The sequence below is a fragment of the Neoalteromonas arenosi genome (assembly GCF_030362855.1).
Lineage (GTDB): Bacteria > Pseudomonadota > Gammaproteobacteria > Enterobacterales > Alteromonadaceae > Alteromonas_E > Alteromonas_E arenosi.
The window spans coordinates 321,138-339,899 of sequence record NZ_JAUCBP010000002.1 but is presented as its reverse complement, the minus strand read 5'-3'; the positions used below and the strand labels follow the sequence as shown (position 1 = coordinate 339,899).

The window sequence follows — 18,762 nt, the reverse complement described above, 5'->3', positions numbered from 1 at the left end:
CTGAGATATGCTCGATAAACCCGAAGCAATCGGTTAAATTATAATCAACATTGCAAACAGTGTTGTTCTCCTTTCTAAGATCCATCCTTGCCTGGCATATTGCTGGGCATTTTTTTATCCCATAGAAAACTCATCGTCCTTGAATATCGGTAAAAATATCCTCAAGTTCTTGCATGTTTACGTTTTTCACTTGCAGTACCGACAAAATCTGCAACAGTAAGTCAGCACCTAATATGCCCTTATTAACTTTATTGCGCAGATTGTCGGCACTTTGTTGTGTACCAACGGCTGCTAGTCGCTCACTCAACTCCTGATAGCGCACATCGCGGCGTGACATCTCGGTTTTGATCAGTCGCTGGACTACTGTACGCCATTGCAACGTCGAATTACCACCCATAAAAACCTCACGTATGTGAATTATATTTTACAAAAAAACATTATTTTACACTTTTAGATAAAATTTAGTTTGACAAATTCTGAGTTTGATTGCTAGTCTTTTCTGGCAATCAAAAATATTTATTGGTTGCGTAGTTTTCTAATCAAAACAGCGTTACAGTGAAACACAGTTAAATAACGCAACAGGAGAATGTCAATGAGCTGGAACTTGCAAGAACTGTCGAAACTGCTTAGTGAACAGGAGCAATACGTCATCACGGAAGAAGCCGATTGTTTATTAATCGCTAACGAAGATGGCATCGATGCATGGCTCGCGATCAGCGGTGAACAAATATTAGTCGAAAGCCTTTTGTTTGCAGTATCTGAAGTAAAAGACAGCGTTGCTTTAAACGACGAAATTTTACGGACCCACATGGTATTCCCATTAACGACTGTCGGCATTTCCAGTGTCGGAGGTGAAGACTACTACACTGCATTCGGTGCGCTGAGTGCACAATCGAAAAGTGAGAGCGTTCTGATAGAGCTAGATACGTTATTCCGAAATGTGGAATCGTTTATCGATGCTTACCAATCTCATTTGAAATAATCTTCATAGTCTGTAAGGAGAATTACTATGTCAGTATGGCGTAAATTAGTAACTGCGGTTAAAGGTGGTGCAACGGAAGCTGCACAGTCAGTGGTTGACAGCCAAGCTATTCGAATCCTCGAGCAAGAAATTCGCGAGGCTAAAGAAGAGTTGCGTAAATCTGATCACGCTCGCACTCAAATCCTCGCTAAATGTAAATTAGCCCAACAAAAGGTCGACAGCATTAATGCCAGTATTGCGCAATACGAAGAGCATGCACGCAAAGCCATTGAAACCGATCGCCAGCTAGCGTTAGATTGTGCACAAAAGGTCTCTGACCTGAAAGCTGAGCTGGAATCAGAGCAATCCTATTTAGACCAGTTTAAAAAGTCTGAAGTACAGTTGGCAGGTAATATTTCTCAAGCCAAAGCTAATCTGCGTCGCCTTGAACAACAGGTTGATATGGTTAAGGCAACTGAGTCAGTGCAAAAAGCGCAAGTTGCAGTATCGTCTCGCCACATGGGCGCGAACAGCAAAATGAAGACGGCAACGGAATCGCTTCAGCGCATTCAAGAACGCCAAAACATGCGCAATGCAGAATTAGAAGCAGCTGAGGAACTTGCCACTAGTGAATCTTCAGATGATTTAGAAAAACGTCTAGCTGAAGCCGGTATTCAAGGCGGTAAGACGTCTGCTGATGATGAGCTAAGCCGTATTTTAGGTAAATAAGCTCAATGAGTTCATCAAGCATGAGCATATGGTTAAAAGTCCGTAAAGTCATGCTGCAGTACTTTGCAGAAGCGCGCTGGTACACCATACTCGTTGCGCTTTTGTTTTATGGGCTTAGTAGTTGGGTACTGCTGTATTTTGCCGGTGAGCACGCATTACTCGGTGTTTACGATTTCATCTATTGGCTTGCGGTGACTGGTTCAACGGTAGGCTACGGTGACATATCTCCCACTACCCCAGCTGGCCGGATGATAGTTGCGTTTTACATCATTCCTCTCGGGCTGAGTATCTTCGCCCTTGTTGTCGGTCGGATAGCTAGCTGGGTTTCTGCGCAGTGGCAAAAAGGAGTCTTAGGTTTGAAAAAGCTAACAGTAGACAATCACGTATTAGTTATTGGTTGGAACGAAGCACGCACGTTGCAACTGTTGAAACTACTTTTACGAGAGCGTGCAGATATTGCCCACACGCCAGATATTGTGCTGTGCGTAAAGGCCGATGTTACAAACCCGCTGCCTGGCGAGATTGAGTTCGTAAAAGTCAACTCCTTCAACAATGATGAAATGGATCGTGCAGGCGTTGCTCAGGCCAGCACGATTATTATCGATAACCCCATGGATGACGTCACCATGACCACCGCATTGTATTGCGCACAGCGCAACGCCGATGCGCATTTGGTGGCCTATTTTCAAGACGAAAACCTATCCAAATTATTAGAGCAGCATTGTCCTAACGTAGAGTGCACACCCAGTGTGGCTGTAGAAATGCTGGCAAAATCAGCATTCGACCCAGGTTCAAGTGTGTTACATCACGATCTACTCGATGTGCAAGAAGGCCAAGCACAGTATTCGTTGCGGGTGCCTGAACAAGCTGATGAAACGCCACTAAGCGCAATTTTTGTTGCGATTAAACAACAATATGACGCCATTTTTATTGGCTACGCCCCGCAAGGAGATTATCGCAAAATGCGGGTTAATCCATCACTGGATGAACACATAAAAGCAGGTGACAAGCTGTTTTACATCGCTAAACAACGGATCAACGATATCGATTGGTCACGACTTGTTAGCGCTGAGGGAGTTTGATTGTGTTTAAAAAATGGTTTGCGAAAGAACAACCGCAAGGGCCCAAAGCACCGGAAATAATGGGCTTGTATCTTGGCGGCTCATTTGAATTGGACGAATTAAAAATGCGTTTACTGGTGCCGCAATTAATGATTGAGCAACCGGCGACCAAACACTTAATCCAAGCCGTTGGCGAGGCGCCACTGGATAGCGGCGGCAAGATGTTGCGCTTTTACACCGACGATGATGCTTTTTTACAAGTAATTTTAGACGGTGGTGACACTGAAAATCACATAACTGATGTTAAGCTTTGGTATTTTTACGATACGCAAACCGTAGGCAATGATAGTCAGTGGCAAACCGTATTAAGCGAAGGCGTTTCTGTGCCTACCTATGCGCTAGGTGGTGAGACTTTCAGCCGCGTTTGGAATGCTGTGGGAGAGGAATCTCCGCCCATTGCAGTCACCGAGCAAACCTTTGAGGAAGACGGTGACACCAGTCGTACCGACCAGTTTATGATGTTGTATGAACGCGAAATAGACGCCGATAGCGCCGAGTACTTGCTGGTTGCAGCGGAAGAAAAAATAGTTGGATACAACAAAGATCGCTGTGTCGTGATTAGCACTGGGTTTGATATTCAGCCCACTGATATCCGAATTAACGGCTAGCAAAACTAACACAATTTATAACGTAGAGGACACCTCATGGATGCATTACTAGATTCAATCGCCGGACTGGGCAATTTTGCCTTGTATTTCGCCATCAGTATCGCCTTTATCTTTGTTTTTAAACTGGTCTACGCGCTGGTAACACCGCACGACGAATGGAAGCTGGTTAAAGAGCAACAGAGTATTGCCGCCGCAGTTGGTTTTGGCGGAGCAATTATCGGTTTTGCCATTGCATTGGGAGGAGCGGCTGCCAACTCTCTCTCGCTGGTCGATTTTGTTGTTTGGGGTGTAGTTGCAATCATTGCACAGGCGCTGGCATTTGCGATTTTGCGTTTCACTTTTATGCCTAAGATTGCCGAGCGTATTAACAACAATGAGGTTTCTGCCGGCATTATGTTAGCCGCAGTCTCTATCGCAGTAGGCACAATCAACGCCGCTTGTATGACCTATTAACGGAGGGACAGTTATGACTATTCGTAAACGCTCTGCGTCAATCCGTCTGGCGCGCATGCGCAAGAGCTTCGCGATTAAACCGCTTGCACTCGGTGTCGCTAGCGTATTTTTATCGGCTTGTGGTGGCGACCGCCAAGAGAGTGTTATTTACACTACCTTAGACGAGTGCATTGAAGACAATCCAGCCGAGGCTGCAGCGACGTGCAGAACAGCCTACGAAGAAGCCTTGGCTGAAGCGACACGCACTGGGCCTAAGTTTGCCACCGAATCGGACTGCGAATACGAGTTTGGCACCCATCAGTGCCGCGAAGTTGATACCGATAGAGGTTCGTTTTTTATGCCCTTTATGGCCGGTTATATGGTCAGTAACCTGCTATCACCGAATCGTTATTACTACCAACCGCTGTACACCTCTTACTCGCCGTATTCACCCTTTAGAATGCGCTGGGCAATGGCTGATGGCACTGTATTTGACGGTGATATTAGAAAGCGCAATTACCGCGTACGCTCTTCCACCTATGACAAGAAGCCCGCAGTAACCCGCACTATTAAGCGCGGTGGATTCGGCAGTAGCGTCAGGGCGAAATCTAGCTGGGGAAGCTCGTCACGTAAATCAGGATGGGGAGGCTAACTTGCTGCGGATCCCCATCGCAGAACGACAAAATTGGCGACAACGAGCAACCGAATTTGGCTTTCATTTTCATACTATGTATGGCGAGCCCTATTGGGATGAGAGTGCCTACTATCAGTTTACACTAGCGCAAATTGAAAACGACTTAGAAGATCCCACTGCAGAGTTGCATCAGATGTGTCTTGCGGTGGTCGAGCGGGTAGTAAACAGTGAAGCGCTATTACAAAAATTTCAAATCCCCGAGGCCTTTTGGTCTGTTATTGCTGATTCCTGGCAGCGCCGCGATCCGTCGCTGTACTCGCGTTTAGACTTGGTCTACGACGGTAAAGGGCCAGCCAAGCTACTGGAGAACAACGCCGATACACCAACCTCGCTGTATGAATCGGGATTTTGGCAATGGTTGTGGCTGGAAGATAACGTTAATACTGGCAAATTGCCCCGGCAGTCCGATCAATTTAATTCGCTGCAAGAAAAGTTAGTTAATCGCCTTGCCTTCATCGCCCGTCAAAAAAACATGGAGCAACTGCACTTCAGTTGCTGTAAAGATACGGTTGAAGACCGCGGTACCGTACAGTATTTGCAAGATTGCGCCGCAGAAGCCGGCATTGCCAACCGCTTCGTGTTTATTGAAGATATTGGCCTTGGAATAGATGCTGACGATATGCAGGTTTTTACTGATCTCGATGATCGACGAATCGACGCCTGTTTTAAACTTTACCCGTGGGAGTTTATGCAGCGCGAAGCATTTGCTGACGCCATTTTACAATGCCCTACCCAATGGTTGGAGCCCCTGTGGAAAACGGTATTGTCGAATAAAGCGCTAATGCCGCTATTGTGGGATATGTTTCCCAATCACCCTAATTTATTACCTGCATACTTCGCAAGCGATGTGAATGCAGGCAACGTGAACCTTGCCAAAACGCAGCGCTGGGTGCACAAACCGATTTACAGTCGCGAAGGCGCGAATATTAAAATCACTGAAGGTGATAATACGGTGTTGGAAACAGATGGTCCCTACGGCGAAGAAGGGATGATCGTTCAAGCCTTCCACGCCCTGCCCCGTTATGCAGATAATCACACCTTAATTGGTTCTTGGCTGGTTGATGATGTGCCTGCCGGTATTTCGGTGCGTGAAGATCGCTCTCCTATCACTCAAGACTTATCGCGCTATATTCCGCATATTATTGTTTAGTGCTTTCAACACCGTGCAGATACAGCTGAGTGCCGGCCAGCGATAATAAACAATAAGCTGTGAAGTAATAAAAACCATGGCCAACCGCAGATAGAGTCTGAGTACTCACCTCAACCGCAAATGACAAGCCAAAAACATTAAACTCTTGTACTTGTGAAGTGTTGGCATGGTTGGTAGATAAAATAGCTAAGAAAACTGCCACGACGAAAACGTCCGCCATTGACCACTTGCCAATCCCTGTCACAAAACGCAACAATCGTTGCTCTCTACGTTTATTTTTTTGCAGGTAAGCAATACTTACAAGCGACGTTTTAGCCATTGGTATACATACAGAAAAGGCAAATATTAAAATTGCTACTAGAAAGCGCTCATCTACCCACAAGTCTTTTACTGTGGCAATAATCGACAGTTCTTTATTTAACAGTTCGGTTACGAATGCTGAGCCACTCAAATTTGCCGCCATTTCCATATCTAAAGCGATCATGGGTAATAAAATCCCTGGAAAAAATAAGGCCAAAGCCAATAGGTTGATCGCAAAACCCAAATGGCGCTTTTTCATCACTACTTCCTACTCATGCCCGATACAATTCAATGGCTAAGAGTACACAAGTCAGTGGTGCAAGTCACAAACCTATACTGATAATTTTTGTAAGGATTTATCACTAATCAACCGACGCCGATTGAATTAGGCTAAGATAGCATTTGATGTTTGAGTACGAGAACAACATGGCGGTAAAAACTCATTTGCGCTTTATCTTGGTTATCTGTTTTGTTTTGATCATCATCGAGATTATCAATATGTTCACTGGACGCATGCTGTCCGGCTTTGGCCTGCTACCGCGCAGCGTTAACTCTTTACCAATGATTTTCACCAGCCCCTTCATTCATGGTAATTGGGCGCATTTACTCGCCAACTTAACCACATTAGTGGTTATGCTGTTGCTTATGACAACCCAAAACCAGCGACGCATGCTCGGAATTTCACTGTGGATTATTACTTTCACGGGTTTGTGTGTGTGGTTATTTGGCCGCACCGCAATGCACCTTGGTGCTAGTGGCGTTGTCTATGGATACTTTGGCTTCCTGTTGTTAGCTGGCTGGCGGAGCAAACGCAAGCGCATGATGTTTATTTCCATCGTGGTTGCCATTCTGTATGGCTCATTATTACTGGGGATTTTGCCAACCGGTGGTTTTGTTAGTTGGGAGTCACATCTATTTGGTTTTATAAGCGGAATAATTGCCGCGTGGTATTGGGCAAAGTAATATCAAGCGCTATACTGGCAGACCGAGCCACCGATACCCAATTGTAGTATGAGTCAAGAAACAGTTAAGCCGACTAGCGAGAAGCCGCCACAGAACAGTGGTTTTTTTGGCAATCTGATTTTCAACATTATCATTCCCGTTGTCATCATGACTTATGCCAGTTCCGATCAGTACCTCGGGCCAGCATGGAGTATCGTCGCGGCACTGAGCTTTCCCATCGGCTATGGCTTGTGGGACCTGAAATCGTCTGGCAAGGTCAATCCGTTTTCGGTTCTGGGTATCATTAGCGTACTGCTAACGGGCGGTATTAGCTTGCTAGAACTTCCGGCTGAATATATCGCAATTAAAGAGGCTGCCATTCCGGCATTTATCGGCATCGCGGTCATAGTTACTCAGTACACCAATAAGCCACTGGTGAAAATTTTGGTCTTAAACGAGCAAATCATCAATTGGCCACACCTTACTCAGGTTTTAGACGAAAAGGGCCGAACCGAAGAGTTCAATCGCAAAGTAGCGAATAGCTCGTATATCGTCGCAAGTTCATTCTTTCTGTCTGCAGTACTTAATTATGTGCTAGCTAGAGTGATTTTGGTTAGCCCTCCAGGCACCACCGAATACACTGAAGAACTGGGGCGCATGACGGCATTGAGTTACCCTGTAATTGTTATCCCCAGTATGATCTTACTTATTACAGCTTTATGGTATTTGTTTGCTCAAATCAAAAAGATTACCGGTGAAGACATTGAGGAGTTTCTCAACCAATAATCTTTTTGCGGTGGTGCACGTATCCAACTGAAAAACGCGAGGATATGCGCATTGATTGAGGTCAGAAACCTGGTCAAGAATATTGCTAGTTCACATCGCCAGAATGCTCAAAAAAACGGTATAGCGATAATCGACAACTTGGAGTTATTGATTGAGCAAGGCCAAAGTGCCTCAGTTCAAGGAGCTAGTGGTTGCGGTAAAACCACCCTTCTGCACCTCCTTTCAGGGTTAGATCACCCCTGCGCCGGTACCCTGATAGTTGCTAAGCATGCCATCCATAACTATGACGAAACGCGACTGGACTATTTTCGGCGTCATACTATTGGTATTGTATTTCAACAGTTTCACTTACTTGAAAGCCTTAATGTAGAAGACAATATTGCTTTTACAGCACGTTTAGCGGGTAATTTAGACCCGCATCATATCAACAACCTAATGCAACAATTAGGCATTGCAGATATGCGCAACCAACGCGTTACAAAGTTATCCGGCGGCGAGCAGCAGCGCGTAGCTATCGCTCGAGCGCTGGCGCACAAACCCCGTGTTGTATTTGCTGATGAACCCACAGGTAACCTGGATGAACATACCAGCAGTGCAGTCAGTGAGCTATTATTTTCTACTTGCCGCGCTCTTAATACCACTCTTTTGCTTGTCACTCACAGTAATGACGTTGCGGCCTTAGCCGATGACGCCTACCACATGACATCAGGGCAGCTGACAAAGATCACGCCATCATTACAGAAGAGCTGAAATGTACAGCGTCATTCTGAAAGCCAGCGCTGGGCACGCAAAACAACATCCATGGCCAGTGTTATGGCTAATTTTAGCGGTAACGGCAGCGGCAGCCGGCTTATCAGCAGTTTTGATTCTCAATAATGCTGCACTTCAAGATTACCAGCGGCAATCATCTTTAATCCCCCTGCACGCAGACCTTAAAGTCGCAGGTACGATTAATAGCGTTGAACCGATGACTGTTGCGCAACATCGTGCCTTTTATAGCCAAATTAGAGCTGCAGGCTTTCGCGAAGTCGTAGCGTTTCAACGTGAAAATACGCAACTCACTGTCAACGGTGACGCACTTGAAGTCACCGTTTATGCGGTTGATGCTGCAGCGCTAGCGTCACTCGTTAGCGATGCGGTGCCTGACCCGTTAGGCCTAGTCAGTGTCATCGCCGTTTCCCAAGATATTGCGGCGCGTCTTTCTGCTGATACTGCGATAGCGCTTACAATCAATGATCAGACTGTCAGTTTGCCTTGGGTTTCATTGGCTTCAACACAAGACTCACATGCAACAGTACTGTTAGATTTGCACGCGTTCGCACAATTGAACATTGCGCTGCAACCCAACTATGTCGTTTTTGCAACCGAATACAAGCGAGACATCGTAGCTTTTCTGGCTGACCGACAACTTCAATATACGCCATATACTGCAGAGGATAGCCCTATCGCCATTACCCGCAGTTTTCATATGAGCCTATTAGCAATGTCTTTGGTGATGTTTTTAGTTTGCTTTTTTATTGTGATAAACGCGCTCAACTTATTTATGGCGGGTAGATCACGCATGCTAAAAATATTTCGACAGATGGGTATTCCGCGGACGGTTATCGTCCGTTTGTTACAAGTTGAACTAGCGTTATATGCATTGATTGGGGCCGTGATTGGAATTTTTCTCGGTCAACTCACGGCGTTCCTTCTAGCCCCATCCATTGCCACTACGTTAAACAACTTATTTGGTGTTCCGGTATCATTAGGTGAACTGCTCCACTTTCCTATTTATGTTCCCATCATTGCGATATGCATACTTGCCACGCTCATCAGCGCGTCGGTGCCTATCAAGCGTCTAGCGAGTCAATTGAGCCATATTACCCCTTCAACGGAATCAAGCCTTGCTGTTTCCAAAGCGCTATTTTTTAGCCTGTTACTAGCGGGCATAGCACTCATTGGTATTTTATTCGCTGGGCAACTTAGCATGGTATTTGCCACTGTAGCCATGTTGTTATTAAGCGGTGTAGCCTGTCTATATTGGCTGTACCCCACCATTATTCGTCTATTGGTGAATGTAAGTCACCGCACTGGTCCGTTGATCCATTGGACCTTTTCCCATGCCAATGTCATTGCAGTCCATAGTAGGCTGGCTTGCGCTGCGTTTTTTATTGCATTGGCCACCCATATCGGCATGACAACAATGGTCGACAGTTTTCGCAGCGCAACTGAGGACTGGCTTCAACATCGATTGATCGCCGAACACTATTACTACGGTGATACTGGTGCCCTCCTAACGGTAAAGGAGCGACTCGACAATGAGGGGATCAGAACTCAAGAGCGCTATCAAATGAATCTGTATTGGCAGCATGAGAATGGAGGTTTTGCCGCACAAACCTACAGTTATCCGGCGACTACCGAATACTTAAACGGGCTTAAAGTTGAGAAGCTTCTGCCCGATGGCTTAAATCAGTTTCGCGCCCATCGAGGCCTATTTATCAATCAACAATTGGCCTATCGCCACGGACTTGATGTAGGCGACACTTTATCTATTGCTGTTGCAGACAAGACGATGGATTTGACGGTAGTGGGTATTCACTATGATTTCGGCAATCCAGATACCCAAGTATTGTTACCGCTCAATTTACTGCTACAAACCACTTGGACATATGAGCAAGCAATGTCACAGGCGGTAAGAGTGATGGCGATTCATACACAAGATAATATCGCGCTTAAACAGTATTTGGATGAGTTGGGATTATCCCATGAGCGCCTTTACTCGCGAGCGAGGCTATTAGAAGTCAGCCTTGCTGCATTTGATCAAACGTTTGTGATCACAGATGCATTGAACCTAGTAACCTTGCTGGTAGCGGTATTCTCTCTGATCACGTCAATTTTATTGATCACAAACCAGACGCAAAACATCAGTGGCGTTTTGCGCAGTATTGGCGTGACTCGCATGCAACTTATTGCCAGTTTAATCGGACAATATTTGATAATCGCGTTAATAACCGCGTTGTGTGCGTTGCCATTTGGACTTGCGCTCGCTTACGTGCTGGTAAAAAAAGTCAACGTAGTCGCGTTCCAGTGGATGTTTCCATTGACAGTTGACTGGCTAGCTATCCTTTTTGCCATGGTGACTAGCCTTGTGATCATAAGCTTATTCACCAGTGCGTCGATTTTGCTGAGCCAATCCGGTTCGTTGAAGGAGCAAATCCAATGCCGCGAGTAACCGGGTTCGTCATCATAACTATAGGACTATTTGCGATAGTCCTCGGTGGACAATACTTTTCTCAACCACAAAATAAAGCTCCCTCTGTACTCTACGGTGGCTTAGTGCAATCGTCAAATTCGCTTGCGCAGGTATCACCTGAATACGCCATTGGTTTTCCCCGCGACCACCAACCCCACCCTGATTTTGCTGTCGAATGGTGGTATTTCACCAGTAACCTCAAGTCACAAAGCAATCCAGAACAGCATTACTCAGTGCAATTTACTCTTTTCCGATTTAACCGCGGCGGACTAACCCAAAGTGCGTGGTCAGATGGTCAGTTATTTATGGCACACGCGTCAATTCACACACCACAAACCCATTACTTTGATGAGCGGTTTGCGACTGGTGGCAATAGGCATGCGGGTGTTTTAAGTGAGCCACTTGTCATTCAGCTGGATAATTGGAGCTGGCGCTCAACTACTGCAGAGTTATTACCCGCGCGTCTGAATATTCCCCTTGATGATATTGAATTGACGCTGGAATTGACTGCTACAGGCCCGATAGTTTTGCACGGCGAACAGGGGTATAGCCGTAAATCAGCCAATGGTAGCCACGCATCAATGTACTACAGCCAACCATTTATTCATGTTGCTGGTGAGTTACAGACTACTCAAGGCAATGAGGTATTAGTTGGACAGGGTTGGTTTGACCATGAGTGGACCTCTCAAGTGCTCAATGAGCAAACCCAAGGCTGGGATTGGTTTTCACTGCACTTGGATAACGGTGAAAAACTGATGGCCTTTCGGATGCGTTTAAATGATCAAGCCGATCATATTACCGGAACCCTCATTAGCCCTGATGGTACGGCGCGCACTTTGCCGCCTACTGCGCTAAACCTTACGCCACAAGAATACGCCAGAATGGAGCAGCGCAAGTATCCATCACGTTGGCGCCTAAGGATACCTCATCACGGCGTAGACATTGAGTTAACGCCACGCAAACCTGACCAGTGGAATCAAGGGCGCTTCCCCTACTACGAGGGCGCTGTGACCATCACAGGCAGCCACAGCGGCGTTGGGTTTATGGAGCTTACTGGTTACTAGCAGCGCCAGCTGTCTTTAAATGAACAAGTATTGGCGCCTTCATCCGATACTTCTTCTTGCTTCACGGAAGAAGCCCCGTGTTTTTGGTTTTGCTCACCGCGCACTTGCGTGCCTAATAGGTCAAATAACTTTGTGGCGATTGCGGTATTGTCCTGGGCACCGCTGAAGCGCTCTGCACCTTGCCCAAATGAAAATACGCCCACATCTTCACCCGTATGACCAGACGTAGTCCATCCGGTATTGGTGCGCGCATCAATAATATCGTTGAGAATGCCTTGTTGTTCCCAGCTGGACGACGAAGTGTCAATGCTAAGTACTAAATCTTGCTCTGCTTCGGATAATTTAAAACCAAATCCTTGTTCTACCAACCCCACCCAGTCATCGGTCGCCGGGAGCGCTTCAACCATCGTTGGTACAGAAAGTTGCATCGAGTGCAAAAACTCTGGGCTCCAACGGTATTCTCCATCGGCCGCAATAGACAATCCGCCGGTACTGTGGTCGGCCGTCAACACGACCAAGGTGTCTGGATTATCGCGCACATAGTCTCGCAACAACTGAATTGTCAGGGCAAGATCATGCATTTCTGCCATCGCAGAAGAAATGTCGTTTGCATGCCCAGCCCAATCGACCAAGCTCGCTTCAACCAGTAAGAAGAATCCGTTGGCGTTTTCCAAGTGTTTTATCGCATGCCGAGTCATGTACTCAAGACGATTTGCTCGACTATCATCTAATGCCCAAGGCACCGCTACTGGCGCAAACAAGCCCAATACTCGAGTTGGCTCAGTAAGCGTAGCTAATTGGTTATAGGTGTCGACATATTGATAACCCGCATCGATAAACTCACCTGTGATATTGCGATCGCTGCGTTCAAAAAAGCGCTGTCCACCACCTAGCATTACGTCCAAAATAAAGTCTTCGTTTATTCGGTCATCATAATAGCTGTCGGCGAGTTGATTATAATTTTCACGGCTTTCATTGGCCGCAACATAGGCAGCTGGGGTTGCATGGACGATTTGTGAAGTAACTGCAATCCCCGTTTTCATGCCATTCAGCCGTGCTTGATGCAATACTGTTCTTACCGGCTGCTTGTTTACATCAACACCAATGGCACCATTATAAGTCTTAATACCCGCCGCTAATGCAGTTGCGCTAGCGGCCGAATCAGTAACATAGCCCGATACACTGGCTGGATAGGTAGTCGCCGTTCCAACTAAAATGTCATCAAATACAACGGGCTCGACCGTTTCAGTATTGGGATTGTCGCGATAATTTCGATACGCTGTGATATACGCTGGCCCCATGCCATCCGCGACTACCATAATGACATTCTTGGGCTTATCCGTTTGCTGATTTGATATATTCTGTTGCGACTGGGTTGCCTGACAGGCGAATAAAGTTGCAGTAATTCCTACGACGGCGACAGCTTTAAAAATACGCATTAAAAGGTCCATATATACTTAACAGGACTATTGTAATGCAGCCGTCGAGTAAGTGAAGTGTTAAATGTCGAGAACTTCGCGCATGCGCTGTTGTACTACGTCTACTAATAAATCCGGTTGAAACTTTGAGATAAACCGGTTACAGCCGACTTTCTCGACCATGGCTTCATTAAAACTGCCACTCAATGAAGTGTTTAAAGCAATAAATAAATCACTCATACGCTGGTCGGCTCTAACTTCAGCAGTTAATCGATAGCCGTCCATTTCAGGCATTTCGGCATCCGTAAACATCATTAAGATTTCGTCAGTGACCCGTTTGCCCTCGTCCGCCCAACTTTGGAGTAATCGCAATGCCTTCAAGCCATCATTCGCTTCAATGATTTCAATGCCCAGTTGCTCTAGGGTGTCGCGGATTTGCTTACGTGCGGTACCGGAGTCGTCAACAATAAGCACTTTTTGCCCTTGCAAATGATTAATTACATCGTGGTCGAGAATTTCTTCGGTAATTTGAATGTCGTATTCAATAATTTCTGCGAGTACCTTCTCTACATCGATGATTTCAACTAACTCACGCTTACCATCAATATCAATTTGAGTAATAGCCGTTAAGTAATTTGCTTTTCCAATAGTATTCGGCGGTGGTTGGATATCACTCCAAGAGGTATTAACAATATTAAGAACTTCGCCAATCAAAAAGCCCTGAACACTGCGATTGTATTCTGTGATAATTACATTGAGATATTGTTTTGTTTGCGCGTCACCGTGTAGCGCGGGCATTTTTATTGACTGACGCAAATCAATAATGGGAATTGACGCTCCCCGATAATTAGTCACACCTTTTAAGTGCTGATGTGAGCCGGGCATTTGATTGAGCTTGGGTACTGTAATCACCTCTTTGACTTTGAAGACATTGATCGCGAACACGTGCCGAGTCCCTAGCTTGAACATCAATAGTTCAAGACGATTTTCACCAACTAACTGAGTACGTTGGTCAACTGAGGCCAGAATTCCAGACATTGATCCCTCTAATTCAGCACAAGCTCTAAAAGCATAGACCGACTATTTGCATCTGACAATTCAACACGCGAGCAAAATCAACATTCACCATAATTATAGCGAATATGAAAAATATATTATTCAGTTATTATGAGTTTCGCTTTAGGATGTCATCACACCTCACAACTTCCCTATATATTTTTTAAGAGGAATTATTATGTCTCAGTATCAACAAGACCTAGATTCAATCGCCGAGTTGAAAAATGCTCAAAAAGGCACTTGGAATGGCATAAATCCAGAATATGCAGCACGTATGAAGCTGCAAAACCGTTTTAAAACAGGTCTAGATATCGCCAAGTACACTGCTGCAATCATGCGCAAAGACATGGCTGATTACGATGCTGATAGCAGCCAATACACCCAATCATTGGGTTGCTGGCACGGCTTTATCGGGCAGCAAAAAATGCTGGCGATTAAAAAGCACCAAGGCACAACTAATAAACGCTATTTATACCTTTCTGGTTGGATGGTTGCGGCATTGCGTTCTGAATTCGGTCCACTACCTGACCAATCTATGCACGAAAAGACCAGTGTTCCGGCGTTGATTGAAGAGCTTTATACTTTCCTTCGCCAAGCTGACGCACGTGAGTTGGGTGACTTGTTCAAACAATTGGATGCAGCTAAAGCTAAAGGCGAGGATACTGCAGCTATTCAAGCACAAATCGATAACTACGAAACTCACGTTGTGCCAATTGTTGCTGATATCGATGCAGGATTTGGTAACGAAGAAGCTACTTACTTACTTGCTAAGAAAATGATTGAAGCAGGTGCTTGCTGTATCCAAATCGAAAACCAAGTATCTGATGCGAAGCAATGTGGTCACCAAGACGGTAAAGTGACGGTTCCACATGAAGACTTCCTTGCGAAAATCAATGCAGTGCGTTACGCATTCTTAGAGCTGGGTGTAGATGACGGCGTTATAGTCGCACGTACAGATAGCTTAGGTGCCGGTCTAACTCAAAAAATCCCTGTATCTAACAGCCCTGATGATCTTGCTGCGCAGTACAATGCGTTTTTAGATACTACGCCAGTTAACAGCGTTGCTGACCTCAACGATGGCGAATTAGTCATTAAGCAAAACGGTGAGCTAGTTAAGCCAACTCGTCTACCCAATGGTTTGTTTAAATTTAAAGACAACACCGGTTTTGACCGCGTAGTGCTTGACTGCGTAACCTCGCTACAACACGGTGCTGATTTATTGTGGATTGAAACAGAAAAGCCACACGTTGGTCAGATTGCCGAGATGGTTAATGCTATCCGCGAAGTTGTGCCAAATGCCAAGCTGGTCTACAACAACTCACCATCATTTAACTGGACGCTAAACTTCCGTCAACAAGTCTTTGATGCTTGGTCTGAGGCAGGTAAAGATGTTTCCGGTTACGACCGTGCAGCATTGATGAGCGTCGAGTACGATGATTCTGAACTAGCCGCAGAAGCTGATGCTCGCATCCAGTCGTTCCAAGCAGATGCTGCACGTGAAGCGGGTATTTTCCATCACTTAATAACGCTTCCAACTTATCACACTGCAGCGTTGTCAACAGATAACTTAGCCAAAGGTTACTTCGGTGAGCAAGGTATGTTGGCCTACGTGAAAGGTGTTCAGCGTCAAGAGCTGCGTCAAGGTTTAGCGTGTGTTAAACACCAAGCAATGGCGGGTTCAGACCTAGGTGATACGCACAAAGAGTACTTCTCTGGTGACCAAGCCCTTAAAGCGGCTGGTGAAGACAACACCATGAACCAATTCGATGTCTAGTCCTCTTCGATGTCGACTCGCTTAAACCGTTAGTTCGACACATTTCCAAGCCCGCTTTATGCGGGCTTTTTTATGCGCGCTCAGGGTTCGGATAGAGCATTTTATGCAGCAACTTCTGCCGAAAGGGTTGCCATTGGTTAGCTGGCTGGGCCAAGCGATTAGCTATAATCCACATCACTTGAGGGTTGTGTCCAAGGCCCATATGACTGCCTCTTACCTCTATATTTTCAGCAAATGCTGACTCGTGCACCCAGTCGTCCCGACACGCTTGCCAGTGCGCAATACCATCAGTTCGTGAATAAATCGCCGAGCTTGGCACTGGCGGCGGTTTCAGCATTCGTTCCATAGCTCCGGCTTCGCGCTCAGTCATATCGCCATTAATGAGCTGAAAAATACGTGCCGCGACGGGAGCGGCACCTTTCGGTCCATTAAATGGACTACCCAACGAAACCACTTGACGCACGCAGTCGGGAATGACGCGTGCAATTTCGCGAGCCAAGATTCCGCCTAAACTCCAGCCCACTAAACTCACTTTGCAATCGTGACGAACATGCAGTTCGATGACTTGATTGAGCAGCTGATCGCTGAGTAAGTTTTTCCCACCGACGATATGCGTCCCCATATTGCGCCCAAGTCCCCAACCAACGGCTTGATACCCCTTCATTTTGAGAAACGTTCGCAGTAAACCGGTACTGCGATCACTGGCAAGAAAACCTGGTAATACCATGACAGGATGACCATCGCCTTTTGGTGCCCGCATTAAAAGTGGCATCATCAACCCAGCAGCGCCGAATTCCATCAGGGCTCGCCCCTCACGCAACATATTCAGTCGCGATGGGCGATTCACGTCTAACGCTTTACTCAAAATGCTGCTCCTTGTCACTGATTAGGGCATTGAGTGCTGCATAGGCACTGACTTTTTGTTCAACCGCTTGCTCTAACTCCAGCGCCGATTCACGCAGATAACGTGCAAACAGGTTGATGTCCGGCATGATGTTCGCGGTACTGGTTGGGCTGATTGAAATAGTATTGGCATAGCTAAATACTGGCACTATCAGACCCATACCGTCGTACACGGGAGCAGTGCCCATATTGACCAACAACTGATGACCGGATAAGTATACGGGCACCGGAGGACCTGGCACATTAGTGATCACCAGGTTAAAAAATGGTTTATGCCGTTTCGCCAATGCATATTTAGCGTAAAAACGCGATGCAACGCCAGCTAATCCAAACGGTATGAGTTCAGCAAACCCCATCAAACTGCGCGCGTCCAAGGCATTTTGGTACTGCTTCTCCGCTTGCGTGTTAGCGACAATCTGCTTAAACCTAGCGATTGGATCATCGATGTCTGTCGCCAGTTGTACGTACATCGCAGACACCTGATTACCCATTGCATTTTTTTCATCATCCGTGCGAGTACTAACTGGCACCATCGCCACCAGAGGCTCATCAGGCAACTCACCTTTTTCTTGCAAATAACGACGCAGTGCCCCTGCACAAATTGCCAATACGGCGTCATTTAACGACGATCCTTTGACACCTTTGCGTAACGCTTTAACCCGGTGCAGCTCAAGCACCGCAGAATCCCACTGCCGCTGACGGTCGACAGGTTGATTGAGTATAGATTTGGGTGCGCTAAAAGGCAGCGTAGGCGCACGTAAACCTTCAATCCGCGTCAAATAGCTCGCTTTTAGCGCCGCTTTACCAGCATCCCAAATCAGCCCCGGTAATTTAGCCGGCCGTTTCACCAATTCTACTGCCGAGCGACCAATTAATCCCAAAGCCCCTGGCACATCATACCGTCCAGTATCTGATGCCGCGGGAACGGGACTTGGTTTTGGAGAGAGGTCAAACAACATACTCATTAAGTCGGCCCCTGACTTGCCATCAAACCCTGCGTGGTGGATTTTGGAAATAAGTGCTACAGACCCCTTTGGTACCTGAGCAATATTGTCCACCCCTGAAACAAACACAAACTCCCACAGAGGTTTAGAGCGCTCTATTTGGCCGGAAAAAACGTCACCCGCCAACAGACGGAGTTCTGCCCAGCCGCCAGGTGAGGGCAAATGTTGAGTGCTTATATGATTGTTGATATCAAAATCAGGATCATCTACCCAATAAGGTCGATCGACATTTTCAATCACGCTGACTAATTTTTGCCGTAATCGGGGTACAGTGTGCACGCGCTCAAGCAAAAACTGTTTAAAGTCTTCGAAACTCAAAGTCCCCGATAAGATTGCAACACCACCAATATGCATAGGTACCGTATCTGACTCAAGATACAGAAATGTTGCATCGAGACCGCTTAATGCTTCCATAATTAACCTCTAATTGTGAAAATAATGTTAATTCCGACAGAGAGTTTGCGCAAGTTAAGTCTGAATTGATTTAGATCATGAGCTTTTTTGGGTTACGACTAAACGCCTATCTATCATTCAATTGATTTCTGGATATAATTGATCCCACGAATACAAATAAACAGTGTTATT

Annotated in this window: 19 protein-coding genes; 13 read left to right on the top strand and 6 right to left on the bottom strand. The window is 46.1% G+C overall.

The genetic code is table 11. The annotated features are described in order from the left end of the window. Window positions 1-130: 130 nt before the first annotated feature. Window positions 131-397, bottom strand: coding sequence for a DUF6471 domain-containing protein (locus QTP81_RS03520; RefSeq protein WP_289363761.1), 267 nt, complete (start codon window positions 395-397; stop codon window positions 131-133). A gap of 195 nt (window positions 398-592) precedes the next feature. On the opposite strand from QTP81_RS03520, the gene QTP81_RS03515 reads away from it, so the two are divergent. Genes QTP81_RS03515 through QTP81_RS03485 form a run of 7 tightly spaced genes read left to right on the top strand, consistent with a single transcriptional unit; the run spans window position 593 to window position 5,695 of the window. Continuing rightward, a complete protein-coding gene (locus QTP81_RS03515; protein ID WP_289363759.1) occupies window positions 593-982 on the top strand; it encodes a YjfI family protein in 390 nt (129 codons plus the stop codon). A gap of 27 nt (window positions 983-1,009) precedes the next feature. Continuing rightward, complete coding sequence (locus QTP81_RS03510; RefSeq protein ID WP_289363758.1) at window positions 1,010-1,690, top strand: PspA/IM30 family protein; 681 nt, start codon at window positions 1,010-1,012, stop codon at window positions 1,688-1,690. A 20-nt stretch (window positions 1,691-1,710) separates the two neighbouring features. Continuing rightward, window positions 1,711-2,772 carry a potassium channel family protein gene (locus QTP81_RS03505; protein WP_289363925.1) on the top strand — a complete coding sequence of 354 codons (1,062 nt, stop codon included), beginning with the start codon at window positions 1,711-1,713 and terminating at the stop codon, window positions 2,770-2,772. 2 nt (window positions 2,773-2,774) lie between these two features. Beyond that, the gene (locus QTP81_RS03500; protein ID WP_289363757.1) at window positions 2,775-3,419 is read left to right on the top strand and encodes a YjfK family protein; all 645 of its coding nucleotides are present in this window, start codon (window positions 2,775-2,777) and stop codon (window positions 3,417-3,419) included. A 36-nt stretch (window positions 3,420-3,455) separates the two neighbouring features. After that, window positions 3,456-3,872 carry a DUF350 domain-containing protein gene (locus QTP81_RS03495; RefSeq protein ID WP_289363755.1) on the top strand — a complete coding sequence of 139 codons (417 nt, stop codon included), beginning with the start codon at window positions 3,456-3,458 and terminating at the stop codon, window positions 3,870-3,872. Window positions 3,873-3,885: 13 nt separating this feature from the next. Beyond that, entirely contained in the window at window positions 3,886-4,503 is a 618-nt protein-coding gene (locus QTP81_RS03490) for a DUF1190 domain-containing protein (protein ID WP_289363754.1), read from the top strand. Between the two features lies 1 nt (window position 4,504). Then, window positions 4,505-5,695: a glutathionylspermidine synthase family protein gene (locus tag QTP81_RS03485; RefSeq protein ID WP_289363753.1), complete on the top strand. Its 1,191-nt coding sequence runs from the start codon at window positions 4,505-4,507 to the stop codon at window positions 5,693-5,695. Here QTP81_RS03485 and QTP81_RS03480 read toward each other — a convergent pair. Then, window positions 5,685-6,254 carry a paraquat-inducible protein A gene (locus QTP81_RS03480; RefSeq protein WP_289363752.1) on the bottom strand — a complete coding sequence of 190 codons (570 nt, stop codon included), beginning with the start codon at window positions 6,252-6,254 and terminating at the stop codon, window positions 5,685-5,687. The genes QTP81_RS03485 and QTP81_RS03480 overlap by 11 nt on opposite strands. Before the next feature lie 167 nt (window positions 6,255-6,421). Between QTP81_RS03480 and QTP81_RS03475 the strand changes: the two genes are divergently transcribed. The 5 genes from QTP81_RS03475 to QTP81_RS03455 are packed head-to-tail and all read left to right on the top strand — an operon-like array spanning window position 6,422 to window position 12,022. Continuing rightward, entirely contained in the window at window positions 6,422-6,958 is a 537-nt protein-coding gene (locus QTP81_RS03475) for a rhomboid family intramembrane serine protease (protein ID WP_289363751.1), read from the top strand. A gap of 48 nt (window positions 6,959-7,006) precedes the next feature. Continuing rightward, window positions 7,007-7,723 (top strand): VC0807 family protein, encoded by a 717-nt coding sequence (locus QTP81_RS03470; protein ID WP_289363750.1) that lies wholly within the window; start codon window positions 7,007-7,009, stop codon window positions 7,721-7,723. A gap of 51 nt (window positions 7,724-7,774) precedes the next feature. Continuing rightward, window positions 7,775-8,473 (top strand): ABC transporter ATP-binding protein, encoded by a 699-nt coding sequence (locus tag QTP81_RS03465; RefSeq protein WP_289363749.1) that lies wholly within the window; start codon window positions 7,775-7,777, stop codon window positions 8,471-8,473. 1 nt (window position 8,474) lies between these two features. Further along, the gene (locus QTP81_RS03460) at window positions 8,475-10,937 is read left to right on the top strand and encodes an ABC transporter permease (protein WP_289363748.1); all 2,463 of its coding nucleotides are present in this window, start codon (window positions 8,475-8,477) and stop codon (window positions 10,935-10,937) included. Further along, window positions 10,925-12,022, top strand: coding sequence for a lipocalin-like domain-containing protein (locus QTP81_RS03455; protein ID WP_289363747.1), 1,098 nt, complete (start codon window positions 10,925-10,927; stop codon window positions 12,020-12,022). The genes QTP81_RS03460 and QTP81_RS03455 overlap by 13 nt, the downstream gene beginning before the upstream one ends. Here the strand turns inward: QTP81_RS03455 and QTP81_RS03450 are convergent. Together QTP81_RS03450 and QTP81_RS03445 are read right to left on the bottom strand one after the other, a co-directional pair. Beyond that, window positions 12,019-13,461: an alkaline phosphatase gene (locus tag QTP81_RS03450; protein ID WP_289363746.1), complete on the bottom strand. Its 1,443-nt coding sequence runs from the start codon at window positions 13,459-13,461 to the stop codon at window positions 12,019-12,021. The genes QTP81_RS03455 and QTP81_RS03450 overlap by 4 nt on opposite strands. 60 nt (window positions 13,462-13,521) lie before the next feature. After that, window positions 13,522-14,478: a chemotaxis protein CheV gene (locus QTP81_RS03445; RefSeq protein WP_289363745.1), complete on the bottom strand. Its 957-nt coding sequence runs from the start codon at window positions 14,476-14,478 to the stop codon at window positions 13,522-13,524. 196 nt (window positions 14,479-14,674) lie between these two features. Here QTP81_RS03445 and QTP81_RS03440 point away from each other — a divergent pair, with 196 nt between their 5' ends. After that, the gene (locus QTP81_RS03440; protein WP_289363744.1) at window positions 14,675-16,270 is read left to right on the top strand and encodes an isocitrate lyase; all 1,596 of its coding nucleotides are present in this window, start codon (window positions 14,675-14,677) and stop codon (window positions 16,268-16,270) included. A gap of 70 nt (window positions 16,271-16,340) precedes the next feature. Here QTP81_RS03440 and QTP81_RS03435 read toward each other — a convergent pair whose 3' ends face one another. Both QTP81_RS03435 and QTP81_RS03430 read right to left on the bottom strand, forming a co-directional pair. Beyond that, window positions 16,341-17,135 carry an esterase/lipase family protein gene (locus QTP81_RS03435; protein ID WP_289363743.1) on the bottom strand — a complete coding sequence of 265 codons (795 nt, stop codon included), beginning with the start codon at window positions 17,133-17,135 and terminating at the stop codon, window positions 16,341-16,343. Beyond that, complete coding sequence (locus QTP81_RS03430; protein WP_289363741.1) at window positions 17,128-18,591, bottom strand: WS/DGAT/MGAT family O-acyltransferase; 1,464 nt, start codon at window positions 18,589-18,591, stop codon at window positions 17,128-17,130. Before QTP81_RS03430 ends, QTP81_RS03435 begins: the two co-directional genes overlap by 8 nt. Between the last annotated feature and the right edge of the window lie 171 nt (window positions 18,592-18,762).